The following is a 19492-nucleotide window of genomic DNA, read 5'->3' on the forward strand; positions in this document are numbered from 1 at the left end:
GGAGGCACACGGCCGGGGCTATCGACGGCCGGGTGGGGCCGGTGCCGGTCATCGGGCGACCACCAGCGAGGAGCGGGTGCAGACCAGCCGCCCTTCCTGCGGATAGGCGTGCCAGGTGCGCCAGAGCAGGCGGTCCACCCCGCCCTGGGTGACCAGCGCGGTGAAGGCGCTGGGGTCGCCGGGGAAGACGCCGGCCAGGCCGCGCGGGTGGCCCTCGACCAGGGCGAGCAACTCCTGCGCGCGGGCGGCGAAGTCGTGCGGCGGGAGGGCCTCGATCCGGGCCGCGAACTCGTACTCCCAGCCGTCGACCTGCTTGGCCACCCGGGCGGGCAGCGGCGTCCGGCGGCCGGGCAGGCAGGCGACGGTCTCCAGGCAGTGGCCGGGGCCGGCGGCGATCACCACCTGGTGGGAGGCGCCCAGCAGACGCAGCTGGAGGGTGCCGGACGGGCCGGGGTGGCCGGGGTGGCCGGGGCCGTCGAGTCTCAGGTCGCGGACCGCGAGGGCGGGCAGCGGCTCGCCGCCCAGGCACCAGGCCAGGTCACCCGCGCGGGTGTCCGTGTAGGAGGTCTGCAAAGTGGTGAGCATGCTCGGCTCCGCGTTTCAGCTCCGTGCGCGCCCTCCGAGCAGCAGCGAGTGGGCCCGGGTCAAGGCGGGGCTGTTCGTGGCTGTGCGGTCCAGGGCGCGGCCGACCGTGGAAGGAAGGATTCCGGCTGGAGATTCAGCAGCAGAGAAGCACGAATACGCCGGGTCCGTCGGTGATTTACCCAACTTTGTCAAGCATTCACCGTTTCGAGCACATCGGCTTCGCTGCTCTGATCGACCCGGTGTGCGACTGTGCACCGCGCGCGCCTTTCGCCCCGGCCCGCACGCCGTGTGCGCGGCTCGCACGCTGTTCGCACTACGCGTGCGCCCTCGCCCCGGACCCGCCGGGCGCACGGTAGCAGCCTCCGGCGGAACCCTGCCGCGCAGGCACGACGGATTGCCCGGCAGGCAGTAAATCCACCACCTGCCGGGAGAATTGACGAATCGTCAGGACGTGCGAGAGGTCCGGTCGACGGGACGGAGCCGGGTCAGTCGGTCGACCGCCTCCTCCAGCACGTCCACCCGCTTGCAGAACGTGAAGCGCACCAGCGGGCGGCCCGCGTCGACGTCCTCGTAGAAGACGGCGTTGGGGATCGCCACGACCCCGCAGCGCTCGGGCAGGCCGCGGCAGAACTCGATGCCGTCCTGCTCGCCCAGCGGGGTGATGTCGGTGGTGACGAAGTAGGTGCCCCCGGGGCGGAAGACCCGGAACCCGGCCGCTTCGAGGCCGTCCGAGAGCAGGTCGCGCTTGTGCAGCAGATCGGCGCGGAAGCCGTCGAAGTAGCTGTCGGGGAGGGCGAGGGCCTCGGCGACGGCGTACTGGAACGGGCCGGCGCTGACATAGGTCAGGTACTGCTTGGCGGTGCGGACGGCGGCGACCAGCTCGGGCGTGCCGGTCACCCAGCCGACCTTCCAGCCGGTGAAGGAGAAGGTCTTGCCGGCCGAGGAGATCGAGACGGTGCGCTCGCGCATGCCGGGCAGGGCGGCGATCGGGTGGTGGGCGCCCTCGAACACCAGGTGCTCGTAGACCTCGTCGGTGACCACCAGGAGGTCGCGCTCGACGGCGAGTTCGGCGACGGCGGCGAGCTCCTCGGGGGAGAGCACGAGACCGGTCGGGTTGTGCGGCGAGTTGAGCAGCAGCAGCCGGGTGCGGGGGGTGACCAGGGAGCGCAGCCGGTCCAGGTCGGGGCGGAAGTCGGGGGCACGCAGGGTGAGCGGGACCCGGACCGCGCCGGCCATCGCGATGCAGGCGCTGTAGGAGTCGTAGAACGGTTCGAGGGCGATGACCTCGTCACCGGGCTCCAGCAGGGCGAGCAGGGCGGCGGCGATGGCCTCGGTGGCGCCGGCGGTGACCAGCACCTCGGTGTCCGGGTCGTAGGCGAGGCCGTAGCGGCGCCGCTGGTGCGCCGAGATCGCGGCCCGCAGCTCGGGGACGCCCGGGCCGGGCGGGTACTGGTTGCCGCGCCCGTCGCGCAGCGCCCGGACGGCGGCCTCGCGGACCTCCTCGGGACCGTCGGTGTCGGGGAACCCCTGGCCGAGGTTGATCGAGCCGGTGGCGGTGGCCAGCGCGGACATCTCCGCGAAGATCGTCGTACCGAGCCCGTCCAGACGACGGTTCAGCAGCGGCCTCGCACCCATCACGGCTCCTCGTACCTCGGTGTCGGCGGTGGTCGGGCCCGTCCCGGGGCCCGGTCGGGCCCATCCTGGGGCCGGAGGGGCCCCGGGGACAAGGACGGCCCGCCACCGGGCGTCGGTGGCGGGCCGTGAGCGGGGGTTCCCCGCGGGCTCAGTTCTCCTCGGAGCCGTCGGCGGAGGGCTTGTCCTCGCCGCCCTCGCCCTCGATCTCGTCCTGGAGGCCCAGCCGCTCGACGATCCACTGCTCGAAGCCGACCGCGGCCTGGGTCCAGTTGGCGGTGGTGGTGACGAAGTAGTCCAGGTTGACGCCGGTGCCGACGATCATCTGGGCCTCACCGATCAGCCGGACCACGCCGTCCTCGTGGGTGTGGGTGTAGACCTTGGGCCACAGGGTCTCCCGGTTCCACTCGTCGATCAGGTCGAGGATCTCGCCCTTCTTCTCCAGCGGGTACGCGCGGTCGTAGAACGCCCGGACCGCGAAGAGCTCCTTCTGCTCGCCGCGGAACATGTAGTAGACGCGGAAGCCCTCCCAGGGAGCGGTGAGGTCACCCTCCTCGTCGACCACGTGCTTGAGCTGCATCTGGTCCAGCAGCTGGCCGACCAGGGCCTGGTCCGGGACGATGATCGGCGGCGGGCCGGCCGGTCGGCCGCCCTGACCGCCGGGCTGACCGCCCTGCGGCGCGCCGAAGGACGGGATGGACGACGGGTCGATGCTCATGGGGTCCTCTTCCTCAGTGCACGTGGTGGTCGGCAATGAGAGGCCGCCCTTCCGAGTCCATCCTGCCTCATCCGGGCCCCACCTCACAGGGGTGCCCGCAAGAGGCGACGGCATGGCCGGATCATGGTGCGCCCCCGGGTGATCCGGGGGCGCGGCGGGCCCGGTCGGCCGGTCCCGGAGGGTCATTTCTCCAGTGGTCCGCGGGCACGCACGGTGAGCCGGTCGCCGGTCTCGTCCCGCTCGACCAGCACGGTGTCGCCGTCGTGCACCTGGCCCGCCAGGATCGCCCGGGCCAGCTGGTCGCCGATCGCGGACTGCACCAGCCGGCGCAGCGGCCGGGCGCCGTACGCCGGGTCGTAGCCGGTGAGCGCCAGCCAGTCCCGGGCGGCGGCGGAGACCTCCAGGTCGAGCCGCCGGTCGCGCAGCCGCTCGGCGAGCCGGGCCACCTGGAGGTCGACGATCCGGGTCAGCTCGGCGGTGCCGAGCGGGTCGAAGACCACGATGTCGTCCAGCCGGTTGAGGAACTCCGGCTTGAAGGCGGACCGCACCGACTCCAGGACGAGGTCCTTCTTCCGCTCGTCCGGGGTGGTCGGGTCCACCAGGAACTGGCTGCCCAGGTTGGAGGTGAGGATCAGGATCGCGTTGCGGAAGTCCACCGTGCGGCCCTGGCCGTCGGTGAGCCGGCCGTCGTCGAGCACCTGGAGCAGCACGTCGAAGACCTCGGGGTGGGCCTTCTCCACCTCGTCCAGCAGCACCACGCTGTACGGGCGGCGGCGGACCGCCTCGGTGAGCTGGCCGCCCTCCTCGTAGCCGATGTACCCGGGCGGGGCACCGACCAGTCGGGAGACGGAGTGCTTCTCGCCGTACTCGCTCATGTCGATGCGGACCATCGCCCGCTGGTCGTCGAACAGGAAGTCGGCCAGGGCCTTGGCGAGTTCGGTCTTGCCGACGCCGGTGGGGCCGAGGAAGAGGAAGGAGCCGGTCGGGCGGTCCGGGTCGGCGATGCCCGAGCGGGTGCGCCGCACGGCGTCCGACACGGCCTGCACGGCCTCCGGCTGGCCGATCAGGCGTCGGCCCAACTCCTCCTCCATGCGAAGGAGTTTGGAGCTCTCGCCCTCCATCATCCGGCCGGCCGGGATGCCGGTCCAGGACGCCACCACATCGGCCACGTCGTCCGGGCCGACCTCCTCCTTGACCATCGAGTCGGAGGTGTCCTCGCCGGCGGCGCGCTCCTGGGCGTCGGTGAGCTCCTTCTCGGCGGCCGGGATCTCGGCGTACATCAGCTTGGAGGCGCGCTCGAAGTCGCCGTCCCGCTGGGCGCGTTCGAGCGCGCCGTGCAGGTCCTCCAGCCGCTCCTTGAGCTCGCCGACCCGGTTCAGGCTCTTCTTCTCCTGCTCCCACCGGGCCGTGAGCACGCTCAACTGCTCGTTCTTGTCGGCGAGATCGCGGCGGAGCTTGGCCAGCCGGTCGACCGAGGCCGGGTCCGACTCCTTCTCCAGGGCCAGCTCCTCCATCCGCAGGCGGTCGACGGAGCGCTGGAGTTCGTCGATCTCGACGGGCGAGGAGTCGATCTCCATCCGCAGCCGGGAGGCCGCCTCGTCGACCAGGTCGATCGCCTTGTCCGGCAGGAACCGGGAGGTGATGTACCGGTGCGAGAGGGTGGCCGCGGCGACCAGCGCGGCGTCCGCGATCTGCACCTTGTGGTGCGCCTCGTACCGGCCCTTGAGGCCGCGCAGGATGGCGATCGAGTCCTCGACGTTCGGCTCGCCGACCAGCACCTGCTGGAAGCGGCGCTCCAGGGCCGGGTCCTTCTCGATCCGCTCGCGGTACTCGTCCAGGGTGGTGGCGCCGACCATCCGCAGCTCGCCGCGGGCCAGCATCGGCTTGAGCATGTTGCCGGCGTCCATCGCGGAGTCGCCGCCCGCGCCCGCGCCGACCATGGTGTGCAGCTCGTCGATGAAGGTGACGACCTGGCCGTCGCTCTGCTTGATGTCGTTGAGGACGGCCTTCAGCCGCTCCTCGAACTCGCCGCGGTACTTGGCCCCGGCCACCATCGCGCCGAGGTCCAGCGAGACCAGCCGCTTGCCGCGCAGCGACTCCGGCACGTCGCCGGCCACGATGCGCTGGGCCAGGCCCTCGACCACGGCCGTCTTGCCGACGCCGGGCTCGCCGATCAGCACCGGGTTGTTCTTGGTCCGGCGGGAGAGCACCTGCACCACCCGGCGGATCTCCTGGTCCCGGCCGATCACCGGGTCGAGCTTGCCGTCCCGGGCGGCCTGGGTGAGGTCGGTGCCGTACTTCTCCAGGGCCTTGTAGGTGCCCTCGGGGTCCGGCGAGGTGACCCGGGCGCTGCCGCGGACGTCCTTGAACGCGGCCAGCAGCGCCTTGGCGGTGGCGCCCTGCCGCACCAGCGGCTCGGCCACCGCCCCGCCCTCGGCGGCCAGGCCGACCAGCAGGTGCTCGGTGGAGACGTACTGGTCGTCGAGGTCGTCGGCGCGCTTGCCGGCCTCGGTCAGCACGGCCATGGTGTCGCGGGCCAGCTGCGGCGCGGCGACGGTGGAGCCGGAGGCGCTGGGGAGCCCGGCCAGCTGCCGGCGCGCCTCGGCGTCGATCGCGGACACGTCCGCGCCGACCGCCTCCAGCAACGGTTTGGCGATGCCCTCGGGCTGTTCCAGCAGGGCGATCAGGATGTGCACCGGTTTGACGTCCGGGTTGCCGGCCGCGCCGGCCTGCCGGATCGCGGCGGACAGGGCGTCCTGCGTCTTGGTGGTGAACTTGCTGGCGTCCACTGCTGGGGGGTCCTCCCTCGTCGAGCTGATGTCTGCTCTCTACAGCATGCACTAAGTTGAGTCTATTCCGCTCAACTTTTGCGTGAACGGTCGGGGCGGGCCCGCAGAACGGGCCGCTCGCTCCGCGCGGCCGCCCCGGTCGCGCCGGCCGCCGTGCCCGTCCCGGTCGGTGGCCGGGCCGCCGACCTCGGCGGGAGGCTCCGCGCCTGGGCCATCCTCGCCTGGTGCGTCCCCGCCGTCCGCCGGGTCAGCGCCAGCAGGTCCCGGGCCGGTCCGGTCGGCCGCTGCCCGGACGGCCAGACCGCCCGCAGCGGCCGCCGCAGGTCCAGCTCCTCCGCCAGCCGCACCGCCACCAGCCGCCGGGTCGCCAACTCCTCCACCACCGCCAGCTCGCTCAGGCAGACCGGCCCGGCGCCGGTCATCGCCGCCGCCTTCAGCGCCGTCGACGAGGCCAGCTCCAGCCGGGGCGGCGCGGCGCCGCCGTACGGGGCCAGCGCCATCTCCAGCACCTCCCTGGTTCCCGAGCCCGGCTCGCGCAGCACCAGCGGGGTCGCCGAGAGCTCCGCCCCGGACAGCGGCGCGCGCCGCCGCGCCCACGGATGGTCCGGCGCCACCACGACCACCAGCCGGTCCGCCGCCACCACCGCGCCCGCCAGGCCGGCCGGCGGCAGCGGCCCCTCGACGAAGCCCAGGTCGGCGTCCCCGGCCAGCACGTGCCCGGCCACGTCCGCCGAGTTGGCGGTGCGCAGCGTCACGGCCGTCCCCGGATTGGTCGCGTGCAGCGCCAGCAGCCAGCCCGGCATCAGGTACTCGGCGACGGTCAGGCTGGCCACCACGGTCAGCCGGGCGTCCCGGCGCTCGCGCAGCGCGTCGATCCCGGCGTCCAGCGCCTGCGCCGCCTCCACCACCTGCCGGGCCCACTCGACCACCAGCCGGCCCGCCTCGGTGGGCCGGGAGCCGCGCGGGGAGCGCTCCAGCAGCGGGACGCCGATCTGCCGCTCCATCCCCTTGATCCGGGCGCTGGCGGTCGGCTGGCTCACCCCGATCTCGGCGGCGGCCCGCCCGACACTGCCCAGCCGGGCCACCGCGAGCAGCAGCTCCAGGGCACCGATTTCGGGGACGCGCGGGGAGAGGGGCATAGATTCAGGCTATGCCCTCATAGAGCGGGCGGCGCTACCGGCGGCCGACCTCCCGGGGGACGGTTGATGCCATGGTCACCCTGCTCAGCGCCGCTCCCCCCTTGTCCGTCCGGGCCCGTCTCGCCGACCGGGCCCGCCGCCTCGACCTCTCCCAGCTCACCCCGAACTGGTACGCGGTGGTCATGGGGACCGCGATCGTGGCGAACGGCGCGGCGGCCCTCCCGGTCCGGTGGCCCGGCCTGCTGGGGTTCGCCGAGGTGGTGTGGGCGCTCGGACTGGCCGCCCTGCTGCTGCTCGGCACCGCCCGCGCGGTCCACCTGACCCGGCACCGCGAGGCCGCCAGGGAGCACCTGCTGGAGAACCCGGCCACCGCCGTCTTCTACGGCTGTCCGCCGATGGCGCTGCTCTCGGTCGGCCTCGGCACCCTGACCGTCGGCTCCCGGGTCCTCGGCACCGGCCCGGCCGTCGCGATCGACCTGGTGCTGTGGACGGCGGGCACGCTGTACGCGCTGGCCGTCGCGGTCGGCATCCCCTATCTGATGATCACCCGGCACAAGGTCTCCCCGCTCGGGGCCAACCCGACCTGGCTGCTGCCCGTGGTCGCCCCGCTGGTCGCCTCCGCCGCCGGCCCCGCGCTCGTCCCGCACCTGCCCGCCGGCGGCGCCCGGGAGGCCCTGCTGTACGGCTGCGCGACGCTGTTCGGGATCGGCCTGCTGGCCACCCTGGCCCTGCTGCCGGTGGTGCTCACCGGCCTGGTGCACAGCAAGCTCTCCGCCCTGGCGCTCACCCCGACCCTGTTCCTGGTGCTCGGCCCGCTCGGCCAGTCCACCACCGCCGTGCACCAGCTCGCCGACGCCGCCGGCCCGGTCCTCCCCGGGCTCGCCCCGGTCGCGCTCCCGCTGGCCGAGCTGTACGGCGTGGCCGTGATCGGCGTCGCGATGCTGTGGCTGCTGCTCGCCCTCGCCGCCAATCTGCGCGCCCGGCGGGCCGGGATGGGGTTCGGGATGACCTGGTGGGCGTTCACCTTCCCGATCGGCACCTGCGTCACCGGGGCCGCCGCGCTGGCCCGGCACACCGGCTTCGCCGGGTTCACCGGGCTCGCCGTCGGCCTGTTCGCGCTGCTGCTGGCGGGCTGGGCGCTCGCGGCCGGCGGCACGGCCCGCGCGCTGGCCGACGGACGGCTGCTGGCCCGCTGAGGCCCGCCGGGACCGGCCCCGACGGCCCCGCAGTACCGCCGCCGACGGCCTCCCGCGTCCGGTTTTCCGGACTCCGCGCGTCCGCCACCGACCGGACGGGCGGTCGGAGAACTTCCGCCACACCTCGCTGACCTGGACCTTCGCAGGAACCGGCAGCGACCCGCGGCGGTCGGGGCCGGTCCGGTGCTGCAGGTTTCTGCAATTGCGAGAACATGCAGCAGGGCGGCACTTGTTCACCGGCCGTCACGCTGTGAGGGTGGAGCCACGCCAGGTCGACCGGGCAACCGCAGCCCGACGACGGTGACTTGCTCTTCATTGCTGGATGCGACCGGCACGTCCGCACGTGCCTGCATATCGGGGGGGAAGAGCGCCGGCCGGGACGCCATGTGTGGTGATGGCCCCCGGGACCGGAGCCGGCGAGGCGTTGCTGCTCCGCCTCGCCGGAGGCACTGTGACCGCGGCGTGGACCGACGGCTCCCCGGACCCGTGTGCGACGGCACCCGGGGTCCGGGGGCCCGTCGGTCCCCAGTAGCGTGAGGGCCACCGGCCGCCGCGCGGCGCGCGAGGAGCACCAGACCCCCGAGAGAACCCGGCAGGGAGCGTTCGACGTGACGTTCGGAGCGACGGCCGATCCGAAGGACACCCCGGGCGGCACCCCTGACGGCGAGGGCACGACCGGCACCGGAGCGACCGCCGGCGAACCCGACGAGACCGCCCGCGGCCTCTACCTGGCGATCCTCGCCGACGGCGGCCGCATCCGCGTCGCCGACGTCCCCGAGGCCGACCGGGAGGCCGTCCGCCGGCTGGTCTCGATCGGCCTGCTGATGCCCAACCCGATGGACGCCTGCTACACCGCCGTGAGCCCCCGCTCGGTCAGCGACCGGCTCGGCGCCGAACTCCGCAGCGAGGCCACCCGGCTCCTGGTCCGCGCCGAGAACCTCCCCGGCACCCTGGACGCCCTCACCCGCGCCTACGACGCGATGCCCCGCCCGCCCGAGCGCTCCGGCGGCGCGGTCTACATCGAGGGCCACATCCACATCCGGCACCGGATCTCGCAGCTGGTCTCCGACTGCCGCACCGAGGTCCTCACCGCCCAGCCGGGGCCCCGCCCGGCCGACGCGCTCAAGATCGCGATCCAGCAGGACGTCCAGCTGCTCCGGCGCGGGTGTTCGCTGCGCACCATCTACCAGCCGGTCGCGATGTCCGAACCGCCCGCCCTCGCCTACGCCGAGGAGGTCACCCGGCGCGGCTCGCTGATCCGGATCCTGGACGAGCCCATCCAGCGGCTGATGATCTTCGACCGCTCGGTCGCCGTGATCTCCGCCTCGGACGACCACAGCACCGCCGCGTTCATCACCGACCCGGCCGGGATCGCCTTCATCGTCAACGCCTTCGAGCGCGACTGGTGCCGCGCCGACGCCATCGGCCGCTCCGCCGCGCCCGGCCGGGGCGCCGCCCACAGCGCTCCCGAACGCGTCGGCCGCCTCCTCGCCCGGGGCCTCACCCAGCGCGCCGTCGCCACCAGGCTGGGCCTGAGCGAACGCACCGTCGCCGCCCACATCTCCCGCCTGCGCGACCGCTACGGTGCCCAGACCCTCTTCCAGCTCGGCTGGCTGATGCGGGGCGGGCGTGACGACGGCTGACCCCGCCGTCGTCACGGGCTCGGGGGCGCTGAACACCTCCGGCTGCGGCCGCCGGGAGCTCCGCCCGTCCGTGCCGTGCGAGGGCGGCCGGGGCGCGGAGATCGACGCCGGCGACTCCGCCGCGCCGGAACGCCCGGTCGAGCCGGGACCGTCGGTGGTGGACGCCTCCTGCGGCCCGGTCGGTCCGCGGGCGGTCGCCGACCGGATCGGGGCGGGGGACCGTTCGACGGGAGCCCCGCCGACGGCCGAGGGCGTCGACCGGATCGCGCCCCCAGCCGGTTCGGCGGGGAGCGCGGGTCCCGCGCGGCGGGCGGTCGCCTCGCGGCCGGGGCGCAGCGAACGGACCGTCACCGCTCGCACCGCCCGGCCGCGGGAACGCCACGACGCGGGGAAGCCGTTCCGGCTCGGCCGGCGGACGCCGGAATCCCGGACGGGGACCGGTGCCTGACCCGCGATCAGCCGGCGGCCGCGCCGGTGGGCCAGTAGCCGGTCGGGCCGACGGCCGGGGGCTGCTGCCGGGGGACGGTGAACTGCTCGCCGGGGGCGGTCCAGAAGCCCTCGCGCAGGGAGAGCGCCATGCCGGCCCAGTCGAGGGCGGTCTCCACGGTGTGGTGGAGCGCCTCCTGGGACCAGGTGTCGTCGAAGACCAGCGGCAGGACGGGGGCGACCTGCTCGATGGTGGCGATCAGCGGGTTGTGGGTGATGGCCTCGTCCACCAGCAGGACGATCGGCTTGCGCAGGGCGGACGCCCAGCCCAGCTCCAGGCTGACGCCGGCGGAGAGCGGTGCGCCCACGTAGGCGAAGACCAGGTCCGCGGACTGCAGCGCGCGGAAGTCCGACGGCACCCGCGGCTCGGGGGCGCGCCCGGCGACGGTCCAGGCGTCACTGTGGTGGGCGCTGTAGACGGCGGCACCACTGCGGAGAAGGGTGGTGCGGAGGGTCGTCAGCCGCGTCCGGCTGGCGAGAGTCACCACGCTGTCCGCCGGCCCGGTCAACCGCATCAGCGGCGCGGCCAGGAAGACTCGTGCACGCCGACCCTCGTGGGCCTGGCTGTCATGGTGACGCAGGTAGGGCTCAGTCATGTCGACTCCGGGGAGTGGCTGATCGGGTTCACCAGGTCCGGCAGGGTTGGGTCAGGGGTTCCGATCGGCGTGGCTGCGGTCTCCGCTCGAGGGGCGGGGCCGAATGGTGAATTGAAGGTACATCGGCAAGTGTGGTGAGCTTGCCGGGACCATCGGGAGCGAACTGATCGTCCATCGTGCGGGGCGGCCGAGTCCACTGCTTCGAGGTGGCATCTGACTGCCTGGCATGGAGATGACGCACTTCTGCGCAGGGGGCATGTGGCGCGCGCGTTCGAGCTGGGGCATTATGTGGTCGATTGCTCAGCTGTTCCCATTGCTCGATACCTTGCGACTACTCAGGAAGGCGTGATCGCATGCTTCGCCTGCGCCGGCACGTTCGCATTGTGGCGGCTTCGATCGCTGCCGTTGTAGCAGTATTGACCGCGAGCAGCCAGATTGTCTCGGCAGCTTCCGGCCAGCGGCCCGCGTCGCACAGCCCCGCGTCCTCGGAGCTGCGGACGCTGGCACTGACGGACAGCGACAGCAACTGGACCTGAGCCGGTCCGTCGGGGGGCTCGCCGGGTCAGTCGGTGACCTGGTCCAGCCCGTCCGGCCGGCTCTCGGGGTGACCGTGCTGAGGGGTTCGGGCCAGCACGTATCCGAGCTGGAACAGTGAATCGACCTTGTAGTCCTCCCGCATGTCCGCTATGTGACGTGCGAGGGTGCGTTCGCTGATGCCGAGACTCCTGGCTATGACGCGGTGGCTGGTGCCCTTCAGCAGCAGATCGATGATCGTCTGCCGCAGGCGTGAGATGACTTCCTGGGGTACCGCTCGGGCGCCGTCGAATTCGAGTGCGCGGTTCCAGTTGCGCTCGAAGATGTCGGAGACCAGATAGCTGATGATCGCCCTGTCGTGAATGAACGCGGCCACATTCAGGTCGTCGGCGACGGGAATGATGGCGGTCCGCCGGTCGACGACGATGAGTCGCGTATAGGGCTCGTCCAGCGTGCGGACTTCCCCGCCCCCGTCCGTGATCGCCAGGACGTAGTCCCTGGTGGCCGGGTGGTAGCGGGTGCTCGGGTGGTAGATCGTCCGGAACGAGGCGCCTCTCTGGAGGAGGGCCAGGTCCCGGTCCCGGCTGCTGGCGAGGGCCTCCGGGGGGCGGGGACCGCCCGGCTGCGCGGCCAGGAACTCCTCGGTACAGCTGGTGGTCAACTGGCCCAGCCGTTGGTTGATCAGCACTTTTCCGCGCACGTACTCGATGCTGCCGCCGGTCTGCTTCGGCGTGTGGAAAGCCTCGGTCAGGTCCTTCAGGTCGATCGGCAGTGCCTCGGCCCGGGAGAGCAGGTCGAGGGCCCGGCGCTGCCAGGAGGCGATGAGCCCGGACGAAAGCTGCTGGGGGTCCACGGCGACGAGGACGTGGGGATCGTCCGTGTCCGGCACCACCAGGCCGATGTCGAGAAGCTCCTGAAGGTACTCGGCGTCGGCGGCCTCCCGGTTTTCGGGCATCAGGCGACCGTGGGTGTGCAGGATGTCGAGATACAGCTTGCGCGCATTATCCGAAAGGACGCCGAGACCGCCTGAAGTGAGTCCGGGATCGGCCGGGTCGCTCATCTGCGGCTCCCTGGTGTCGGATAGGGCTGTGTGAAGCCGGGGCTCCGACTTCGACGGGGATCTTGGACAGAGCCTTCGAGGGCCGGCATCGGTGTTTCTCGATCTGCTGTTGCCTGCACCGAGCACTCTCTCACCAAACGCCGCGCCGCCGGCACCCCCCGGCCAGGGGGAAACCGGCGGCGACGGTGCCGCGGCGCGGGAGGTCAGCGCTTGGGGCGCCAGACCACCAGGGCGCTGGAGTGCGGGGTGGGCGGCTGGTAGGGGACCAGGTCGCGGCGGTAGGAGGCGTGGATGGTGGCCTCGCGCTGCTGGAGCGCGGTGGCCGCGCCCTCCAGGGAGTCGGCCAGTTCGGCGATGCGGGACTGGAGGGCGGTGACCTGGTTCTCCAGCTCGATGATCCGCTTGATGCCGGCCAGGTTGATGCCCTCGTCCTGGGAGAGCCGCTGGACCTCGCGCAACTGCTGGATGTCGCGCGCGGAGTAGCGTCGGCCCCGGCCGGCGGTGCGGTCGGGGCAGACCAGTCCGAGCCGGTCGTACTGGCGGAGGGTCTGCGGGTGCAGACCGGAGAGCTCGGCGGCCACCGAGATCACGTAGACCGGGGTCTCCTCGGTGAGCACGTAGTGGGGCTGCGGGGCGCTGCGGCGCGTGGTGCGACGGGCGCCGCCGCCGGGAAGGCCACCACCGGGAAGGCCGTCACCGAGGCCGGGTCCGATGGGTTCGTCGGGGATCATCTGGTCGTCACGCTCCCTTCGCCGCTCTGAACAGGGCGGCTCGTGGGTCGTCGGAGGCGGTCGCCTCGCGGTACTGCTCCAGTGCGGTCAGCGCGTCGCCGGTGACGGTCTGGGGCACCACGACCTCCACGGTGACCAGCAGGTCGCCGCGGGTGCCGTCCTTGCGGGTGGCGCCCTTGCCGCGGGCCCGCAGGGTCAGGCCGTTGGCGCTGCCCGGGGGCAGCTTGAGCTTCACCGACGGGCCGTTCAGGGTCGGCACCTCGATGGTGCCGCCGAGGGCGGCCTCGGGGAAGGTGACCGGCACGGTCACGGTCAGGTTGTCGCCCTTGCGTCCGAAGACGGGGTGCGGGTCGACGTGCACGGTGACGTAGAGGTCGCCGGGCTGGCCGCCGCGCTCGCCCTGGGCGCCCTTGCCCTTGAGCCGGATCCGCTGGGCGTCCTGGACACCGGCCGGGATCCGGACCTGCATGGTGCGGGCGGAGCTGGCCCGGCCGCTGCCGTGGCAGTCGGTGCACGGGTCGTCGACGATCATGCCGCGGCCGCGGCAGTCCCGGCAGGGCTCGGAGAGCGCGAACGCGCCCTGGCCCCGGCTCACGGTGCCGGAACCGACGCAGGTCGGGCAGACCCGCGGGGTGGTGCCGGACTTGGCGCCGGTGCCGTTGCAGAGACGGCAGGGGGCCTGGCTGGTCATCCGCAGCGGGACGGTCGCACCGTCGACGGCCTCCTCGAAGGAGAGCGTCACCTCGGTTTCGACGTCGGAGCCGCGCCGCGGCTGGGCCTGCCGGCCGCCCCGGTTGAAGAGGCCGCCGAAGACGTCGCCGATCCCGCCGCTGCCGCCGCCGCCCTGGCTGCCGTTGAACAGGTCGCCGAAGTCGAAGCTGTAGCTGCCGGTGCCACCGGGGCCGCCGGAGCGGAAGCCGCCGTTGGCGAAGAGGGTGCGGGCCTCGTCGTACTCCTTGCGGCGCTTCTCGTCGGAGAGGACGTCGTAGGCCTCGGAGATGTCCTTGAACCGCTCCTCGGCCTTGGTGTCGCCCTTGTTGGCGTCGGGGTGGAACTCGCGCGCCAGCTTGCGGTAGGTCTTCTTGATCTCTGTGGCGCTGGCGTCCTTCGGCACGCCGAGGACCTTGTAGTAGTCCTTCTCCACGTAGTCCTTGCCGCTCATGGCCGACGCCACCTCCCGAGGTCCATCGTCACAGTGCTGTCAACGGTCGGAACCCGGCCAGTGGTGCCGGGGACCCTCGACAGCGCGCTGCGGAGCCGTCCGCCGTACTGGCCGGCGTACGACTCCGCAGCGCAAAGGTTGTCAGCTGTCACCGGTGGTCAGCTGTCCGAGCCACCGTCGGCCTGGTCCTTCTTCTCCCCGCCCTTGGCGGTGTCGGCGTCCGGGCCGGGCGCGGTCTGGGTGCCCGGCTGGGGCTCCGCGACCGCGACCATCGCCGGGCGGATGATCCGCTCGCCGATCCGGTAGCCGGGCTGGAGGATCTGGACGCAGGTGTCCTCGGTGACCTCCGAGGAGTAGCTGTGCATCAGCGCCTCGTGCATGGTCGGGTCGAAGGGCTCGCCCTCCTTGCCGAACTGCTGCAGGCCCAGCTTGGCGACGACCGTCTCCAGCGACTCGGCGACGGACTTGAAGCCGCCCGTCACCTCGCCGTGGTCACGGGCCCGGCCGATGTCGTCCAGGACCGGGATCAGCGACTCCAGGATGTTGGAGACGGCGATCTCGCGGACCGTCAGCCGGTCGCGCTCGACCCGCTTGCGGTAGTTCTGGTACTCGGCCTGGAGGCGCTGGAGATCGGCGGTGCGCTCGGCCAGCTGCTTGGCCGTGGCGTCCCCCGAGGCGAGGCCCGCCTCGGTGCCCTCGGCACCGGCGGAGGCGGCCTCCTCGGCGGCCTTGATCACGGCCTCCTCGGCGGCGGAGTCGTCGCCGGGCTCGGCACCCTGCGGCTTCTCCGTCATGCCGCACCGCCCTTGGGCTTCTCGTCGTCCACGATCTCGGCGTCGACGACGTCGTCGTCCTTGGCACCGGCGTCACCGGCGTCGCCGGCCGCGCCCGCCGCACCGGCGGCGTCGGCGTTGGCGTAGAGCGCCTGGCCGAGCTTCTGGGCGGTGGTGGAGACCTTCTCCGAGGCCTCGCGGATCGCCGCGATGTCGTCGCCCTTCAGGGCCTCCTTGAGCTCGCCGATGGCGGTCTCGACCTCGGTCTTGACGTCGGCCGGGAGCTTGTCGGAGTTGTCGGCGATGAACTTCTCGGTGGAGTACACGAGCTGCTCGGCCTGGTTGCGGGTCTCCACGGCCTCGCGGCGCTTGTGGTCCTCCTCCGCGTACTGCTCGGCCTCGCGCATCATGCGCTCGATGTCGTCCTTCGGCAGCGCGGAGCCACCGGTGACGGTCATCTTCTGCTCCTTGCCGGTGCCGAGGTCCTTCGCGCCGACGTGCATGATGCCGTTGGCGTCGATGTCGAAGGTGACCTCGATCTGGGGCAGGCCGCGGGGGGCCGGCGGCAGGCCGGTCAGCTCGAACATGCCGAGCTTCTTGTTGTACGCCGCGATCTCGCGCTCGCCCTGGTAGACCTGGATCTGCACGGACGGCTGGTTGTCCTCGGCCGTGGTGAAGATCTCGGAGCGCTTGGTCGGGATCGTGGTGTTGCGCTCGATCAGCTTGGTCATGATGCCGCCCTTGGTCTCGATGCCGAGGGACAGCGGGGTGACGTCGAGCAGCAGGACGTCCTTGACCTCGCCCTTGAGGACACCGGCCTGGAGCGAGGCGCCGATGGCGACGACCTCGTCCGGGTTGACGCCCTTGTTGGCGTCCTTGCCGCCGGTCAGCTCGCGGACGAGCTCGGCGACGGCCGGCATCCGGGTCGAGCCGCCGACGAGGACGACGTGGTCGATCTCGGAGAGGGCGATGCCCGCGTCCTTGATGACGTTGTGGAACGGGACCTTGCAGCGCTCCAGCAGGTCCGAGGTGAGCTGCTGGAACTGGGCCCGGGTGAGCTTCTCGTCCAGGTGCAGCGGGCCCTCGGCGGAGGCCGTGATGTAGGGCAGGTTGATCGAGGTCTCGGAGGACGAGGACAGCTCGATCTTGGCCTTCTCGGAGGCCTCGCGCAGACGCTGCAGCGCCATCTTGTCCTTGGACAGGTCGACGCCGTGGCCGGCCTGGAAGACCTTGACCAGGTGGTCGACGACCTTCTGGTCCCAGTCGTCGCCACCGAGGTGGTTGTCACCGTTGGTGGCCTTCACCTCGACGACCCCGTCGCCGATCTCCAGCAGCGAGACGTCGAAGGTGCCGCCGCCGAGGTCGAAGACCAGAATGGTCTGGTCGTCCTTGTCCAGGCCGTAGGCCAGGGCGGCCGCGGTCGGCTCGTTGACGATGCGCAGGACGTTGAGGCCCGCGATCTCACCGGCCTCCTTGGTCGCCTGGCGCTCGGAGTCGGAGAAGTACGCCGGGACGGTGATGACGGCGTCGGTGACCGTCTCGCCCAGGTAGGACTCGGCGTCGCGCTTCAGCTTCTGCAGGATGAAGGCGCTGATCTGCTGCGGGTTGAAGTCCTTGCCGTCCAGCCCGATCTTCCAGCTGGTGCCCATGTGGCGCTTGACCGAGCGAATGGTGCGGTCCACGTTGGTGACCGCCTGGCGCTTGGCCACCTCGCCGACGAGCACCTCGCCGTTCTTGGCGAAGGCGACGACGGACGGCGTGGTCCGCGCGCCCTCGGCGTTCGTGATGACGGTGGGCTCGCCACCCTCCAGAACGCTGACGACCGAGTTCGTCGTGCCGAGGTCGATGCCGACCGCGCGTGCCATCGTAAATACCTCCACGGAAGAGTTGAGCTTTACAGGCTCAAGGATGCATGACGGGCCGGGACGCGTCAACAGCTATGAGTCCGGAGCGCTCAACTTTGGTGAGCCGCGGACGGCTGCGGCGGCCGCCGGGACACGGCCGGGGTGCCCCCGGGCGTGCGTTCACGTGACTGCCGCCATACCTTGAGCATCTTCAGGAGAAGTGGTGCCCGGCGGTAATGTCCGGGCCGTCGGCCCAGGAAGTTACCGACGAGTACACTGCCCCGGAGACACCGCACACCCGTAACAAGCAAGCCGCAGGAGACGGAGAGCCGATGCAGCTAGCAGCGATCGTCATCTCGCTGGTCACGTTCGTGGTCGGCACCGCGCTCGCCGCTCGTGCGGCGCTGTACATCTACCGGGTGGTGCGGACCGGCCAGCCGGACGCCGCCCGGTTCGGGCAGCCCGCCCAGCGGGCGAAGACCGTGGCGGTCGAGTTCGTCGGCCACACCCGGATGAACCGCTGGGGGATCGTCGGCGTCGCCCACTGGTTCGTCGCGGTCGGCTTCTTCACCCTGGGCCTGACCCTGCTCACCGCGTTCTTCCAGCTGTTCGACGCCGAGTTCGTGCTGCCGGTGCTCGGCGGCTGGCTGCCGTACGAGCTCTTCACCGAGCTGGTCGGCACCTTCACCACGCTGGGCATCGCCGCCCTGATCGTGATCCGCCTGCTGAGCCTGCCCGGCCGGGCGGGCCGCAAGTCCCGCTTCGCCGGCTCGATCGCCTGGCAGGCCTTCTACGTCGAGTACACGATCCTCGGCATCGGCCTGTGCATCATGATCCTGCGCGGCCTGGAGGGCGCGCTGGAGGGCGTCGGCTCCTACGAGGCCAAGTACCTGATCTCCTACCCGCTGGTGGCGGCCTTCCGCGGCCTGTCCCACGGGACCCTGGAGAACCTGGTCTACGTCTTCGCGATGCTGAAGATCTGCACCTCCTTCGCCTGGGCGATCACCATCGGCATCAACCCCTCGATGGGCGTCGCCTGGCACCGCTTCCTGGCCTTCTTCAACATCTACTTCAAGCGCGCGGAGGACGGCTCCACCGCGCTCGGCGAACTGCGCCCGATGACCAGCGGCGGCGCGCCGATCGACTTCGAGGACCCGGCCGACGACGCCGTCTTCGGCGTCTCCCAGGTCGAGCACTTCTCCTGGAAGGGCATCCTCGACTTCTCCACCTGCACCGAGTGCGGCCGCTGCCAGTCGCAGTGCCCGGCCTGGAACACCGGCAAGCCGCTCTCGCCGAAGCTGCTGATCATGAGCCTGCGCGAGCACGCCTTCGCCAAGGCCCCCTACCTCCTGGCCGGCGGCGGCAAGGACGCGGAGGGCGAGGAGAAGGCCACCGCCGAGCAGCTGGCGGACGTCCCGGCGGCCGCCCTGGCCGAGGCCGAGCGCCCGCTGATCGGCACCGCCGAGGAGAACGGCGTCATCGACCCGGACGTGCTGTGGTCCTGCACCACCTGCGGCGCCTGCGTCGAGCAGTGCCCGGTCGACATCGAGCACATCGACCACATCGTCGACATGCGCCGCTACCAGGTCATGATCGAGTCCTCGTTCCCCACCGAGGCCGGCACCATGCTCAAGAACCTGGAGAACAAGGGCAACCCCTGGGGCATGGCCACCAAGGCCCGTCTCGACTGGGTGAAGGAGCTCAAGAAGGAGACCGGCATCGAGGTGCCGGTGATCGGCGAGGACATCGACCCCGCCGAGGTCGAGTACCTGTACTGGGTGGGCTGCGCCGGCGCCCTGGAGGACCGCGCGAAGAAGACCACCAAGGCCTTCGCCGAACTGCTGCACACCGCGGGCGTGCAGTTCGCGATCCTCGGCAAGGAGGAGTCCTGCACCGGTGACTCCGCCCGCCGCCTGGGCAACGAGTTCCTCTTCCAGATGCTCGGCGCGCAGAACGTCGAGACCCTGAACGCCGCGCTGGAGGACGCCCCGGTCAAGCGGATCGTGGCGACCTGCCCGCACTGCTTCAACACCATCGCCAACGAGTACCCGCAGCTGGGCGGCCACTTCGAGGTCATCCACCACACCCAGCTGCTGCAGCACCTCATCGACGAGGGCAAGCTCGTGCCGGTCAACCCGGTCGAGGGCCTGATCACGTACCACGACCCCTGCTACCTGGGCCGGCACAACAAGGTCTACAGCCCGCCGCGCGAGATCATGGACAAGGTCCCCGGTCTGCGCCAGCAGGAGATGCACCGCCACAAGGAGCGCGGCTTCTGCTGCGGCGCCGGCGGCGCGCGGATGTGGATGGAGGAGCGCATCGGCAAGCGGATCAACACCGAGCGCGTGGACGAGGCGCTGTCCCTCAACCCCGACATCGTCTCCACCGCCTGCCCGTTCTGCCTGGTCATGCTCTCCGACTCGGTGAACGGCAAGAAGAACGAGGGCGCGGCCAAGGAGCACCTGAAGGTCGTCGACGTCGCCCAGCTGTTGCTCGACTCGGTCAAGGCGGTCCCGCCGGCCGAGGCGGAGGAGCCGCAGACGGTCGACGCCTGAGCGGCGTCCCGCCCGACGGGGCCGTGAACCGGCCCGGTTGTTCGACAGT

General features: G+C 71.8%; 15 protein-coding genes. 4 read left to right on the forward strand and 11 right to left on the reverse strand.

All coding sequences use genetic code 11. The annotated features are described in order from the left end of the window. Positions 1 to 48: 48 nt before the first annotated feature. From ACW14Y_RS21795 to ACW14Y_RS21815, 5 genes are all read right to left on the reverse strand, one after another. Positions 49 to 585: a DUF2617 family protein gene (locus ACW14Y_RS21795; RefSeq protein WP_456983025.1), complete on the reverse strand. Its 537-nt coding sequence runs from the start codon at positions 583 to 585 to the stop codon at positions 49 to 51. A gap of 444 nt (positions 586 to 1029) precedes the next feature. Then, the gene (locus ACW14Y_RS21800) at positions 1030 to 2220 is read right to left on the reverse strand and encodes a pyridoxal phosphate-dependent aminotransferase (protein ID WP_380302190.1); all 1191 of its coding nucleotides are present in this window, start codon (positions 2218 to 2220) and stop codon (positions 1030 to 1032) included. Between the two features lie 148 nt (positions 2221 to 2368). After that, positions 2369 to 2935 carry a type III secretion system chaperone family protein gene (locus ACW14Y_RS21805; RefSeq protein WP_266270682.1) on the reverse strand — a complete coding sequence of 189 codons (567 nt, stop codon included), beginning with the start codon at positions 2933 to 2935 and terminating at the stop codon, positions 2369 to 2371. Between the two features lie 182 nt (positions 2936 to 3117). After that, positions 3118 to 5724 carry an ATP-dependent chaperone ClpB gene (gene clpB, locus ACW14Y_RS21810; protein WP_380302192.1) on the reverse strand — a complete coding sequence of 869 codons (2607 nt, stop codon included), beginning with the start codon at positions 5722 to 5724 and terminating at the stop codon, positions 3118 to 3120. A 71-nt stretch (positions 5725 to 5795) separates the two neighbouring features. Then, positions 5796 to 6863, reverse strand: coding sequence for a LysR family transcriptional regulator (locus ACW14Y_RS21815; protein WP_380302194.1), 1068 nt, complete (start codon positions 6861 to 6863; stop codon positions 5796 to 5798). Between the two features lie 71 nt (positions 6864 to 6934). Between ACW14Y_RS21815 and ACW14Y_RS21820 the strand changes: the two genes are divergently transcribed. From ACW14Y_RS21820 to ACW14Y_RS21830, 3 genes are all read left to right on the forward strand, one after another. Further along, positions 6935 to 8059, forward strand: coding sequence for an SLAC1 family transporter (locus tag ACW14Y_RS21820; RefSeq protein ID WP_380438694.1), 1125 nt, complete (start codon positions 6935 to 6937; stop codon positions 8057 to 8059). A 608-nt stretch (positions 8060 to 8667) separates the two neighbouring features. Next, the gene (locus ACW14Y_RS21825; protein ID WP_380302198.1) at positions 8668 to 9702 is read left to right on the forward strand and encodes a LuxR C-terminal-related transcriptional regulator; all 1035 of its coding nucleotides are present in this window, start codon (positions 8668 to 8670) and stop codon (positions 9700 to 9702) included. Continuing rightward, complete coding sequence (locus tag ACW14Y_RS21830) at positions 9689 to 10150, forward strand: hypothetical protein (protein ID WP_456983029.1); 462 nt, start codon at positions 9689 to 9691, stop codon at positions 10148 to 10150. Before ACW14Y_RS21825 ends, ACW14Y_RS21830 begins: the two co-directional genes overlap by 14 nt. A 7-nt stretch (positions 10151 to 10157) precedes the next feature. Here the strand turns inward: ACW14Y_RS21830 and ACW14Y_RS21835 are convergent, their stop codons facing one another. The 6 genes from ACW14Y_RS21835 to dnaK form a co-directional block, all read right to left on the reverse strand. After that, positions 10158 to 10784 (reverse strand): TIR domain-containing protein, encoded by a 627-nt coding sequence (locus ACW14Y_RS21835; protein WP_266270687.1) that lies wholly within the window; start codon positions 10782 to 10784, stop codon positions 10158 to 10160. A gap of 562 nt (positions 10785 to 11346) precedes the next feature. Next, the gene (locus ACW14Y_RS21840; protein WP_380302202.1) at positions 11347 to 12378 is read right to left on the reverse strand and encodes a TrmB family transcriptional regulator; all 1032 of its coding nucleotides are present in this window, start codon (positions 12376 to 12378) and stop codon (positions 11347 to 11349) included. 203 nt (positions 12379 to 12581) lie between these two features. Then, on the reverse strand, positions 12582 to 13109 hold the full coding sequence (locus tag ACW14Y_RS21845; RefSeq protein ID WP_323184986.1) for a heat shock protein transcriptional repressor HspR: 528 nt from the start codon (positions 13107 to 13109) through the stop codon (positions 12582 to 12584). Positions 13110 to 13116: 7 nt separating this feature from the next. After that, the gene (gene dnaJ, locus ACW14Y_RS21850; RefSeq protein WP_380389994.1) at positions 13117 to 14271 is read right to left on the reverse strand and encodes a molecular chaperone DnaJ; all 1155 of its coding nucleotides are present in this window, start codon (positions 14269 to 14271) and stop codon (positions 13117 to 13119) included. Between the two features lie 158 nt (positions 14272 to 14429). Further along, positions 14430 to 15065 carry a nucleotide exchange factor GrpE gene (gene grpE / locus ACW14Y_RS21855; protein ID WP_456983033.1) on the reverse strand — a complete coding sequence of 212 codons (636 nt, stop codon included), beginning with the start codon at positions 15063 to 15065 and terminating at the stop codon, positions 14430 to 14432. Next, on the reverse strand, positions 15062 to 16909 hold the full coding sequence (gene dnaK / locus ACW14Y_RS21860; RefSeq protein ID WP_380302209.1) for a molecular chaperone DnaK: 1848 nt from the start codon (positions 16907 to 16909) through the stop codon (positions 15062 to 15064). Before dnaK ends, grpE begins: the two co-directional genes overlap by 4 nt. Positions 16910 to 17220: 311 nt before the next feature. Here dnaK and ACW14Y_RS21865 point away from each other — a divergent pair, with 311 nt between their 5' ends. Continuing rightward, positions 17221 to 19443, forward strand: a complete 2223-nt coding sequence (locus ACW14Y_RS21865) for a (Fe-S)-binding protein (RefSeq protein WP_456983036.1) — start codon at positions 17221 to 17223, stop codon at positions 19441 to 19443. The last annotated feature ends 49 nt before the right edge of the window (positions 19444 to 19492 follow it).

The sequence above is a fragment of the Kitasatospora sp. cg17-2 genome (assembly GCF_054031055.1).

Coding starts and splice junctions, on each gene's coding strand:
- ACW14Y_RS21795 (WP_456983025.1), bottom strand. CDS start 585: ATGCTCACCACTTTGCAGACCTCCTACACGGACACCCGCGCGGGTGAC.
- ACW14Y_RS21800 (WP_380302190.1), bottom strand. CDS start 2,220: ATGGGTGCGAGGCCGCTGCTGAACCGTCGTCTGGACGGGCTCGGTACG.
- ACW14Y_RS21805 (WP_266270682.1), bottom strand. CDS start 2,935: ATGAGCATCGACCCGTCGTCCATCCCGTCCTTCGGCGCGCCGCAGGGC.
- ACW14Y_RS21815 (WP_380302194.1), bottom strand. CDS start 6,863: ATGCCCCTCTCCCCGCGCGTCCCCGAAATCGGTGCCCTGGAGCTGCTG.
- ACW14Y_RS21820 (WP_380438694.1), top strand. CDS start 6,935: ATGGTCACCCTGCTCAGCGCCGCTCCCCCCTTGTCCGTCCGGGCCCGT.
- ACW14Y_RS21835 (WP_266270687.1), bottom strand. CDS start 10,784: ATGACTGAGCCCTACCTGCGTCACCATGACAGCCAGGCCCACGAGGGT.
- ACW14Y_RS21840 (WP_380302202.1), bottom strand. CDS start 12,378: ATGAGCGACCCGGCCGATCCCGGACTCACTTCAGGCGGTCTCGGCGTC.
- ACW14Y_RS21845 (WP_323184986.1), bottom strand. CDS start 13,109: ATGATCCCCGACGAACCCATCGGACCCGGCCTCGGTGACGGCCTTCCC.
- dnaJ (WP_380389994.1), bottom strand. CDS start 14,271: ATGAGCGGCAAGGACTACGTGGAGAAGGACTACTACAAGGTCCTCGGC.
- grpE (WP_456983033.1), bottom strand. CDS start 15,065: ATGACGGAGAAGCCGCAGGGTGCCGAGCCCGGCGACGACTCCGCCGCC.
- dnaK (WP_380302209.1), bottom strand. CDS start 16,909: ATGGCACGCGCGGTCGGCATCGACCTCGGCACGACGAACTCGGTCGTC.
- ACW14Y_RS21865 (WP_456983036.1), top strand. CDS start 17,221: ATGCAGCTAGCAGCGATCGTCATCTCGCTGGTCACGTTCGTGGTCGGC.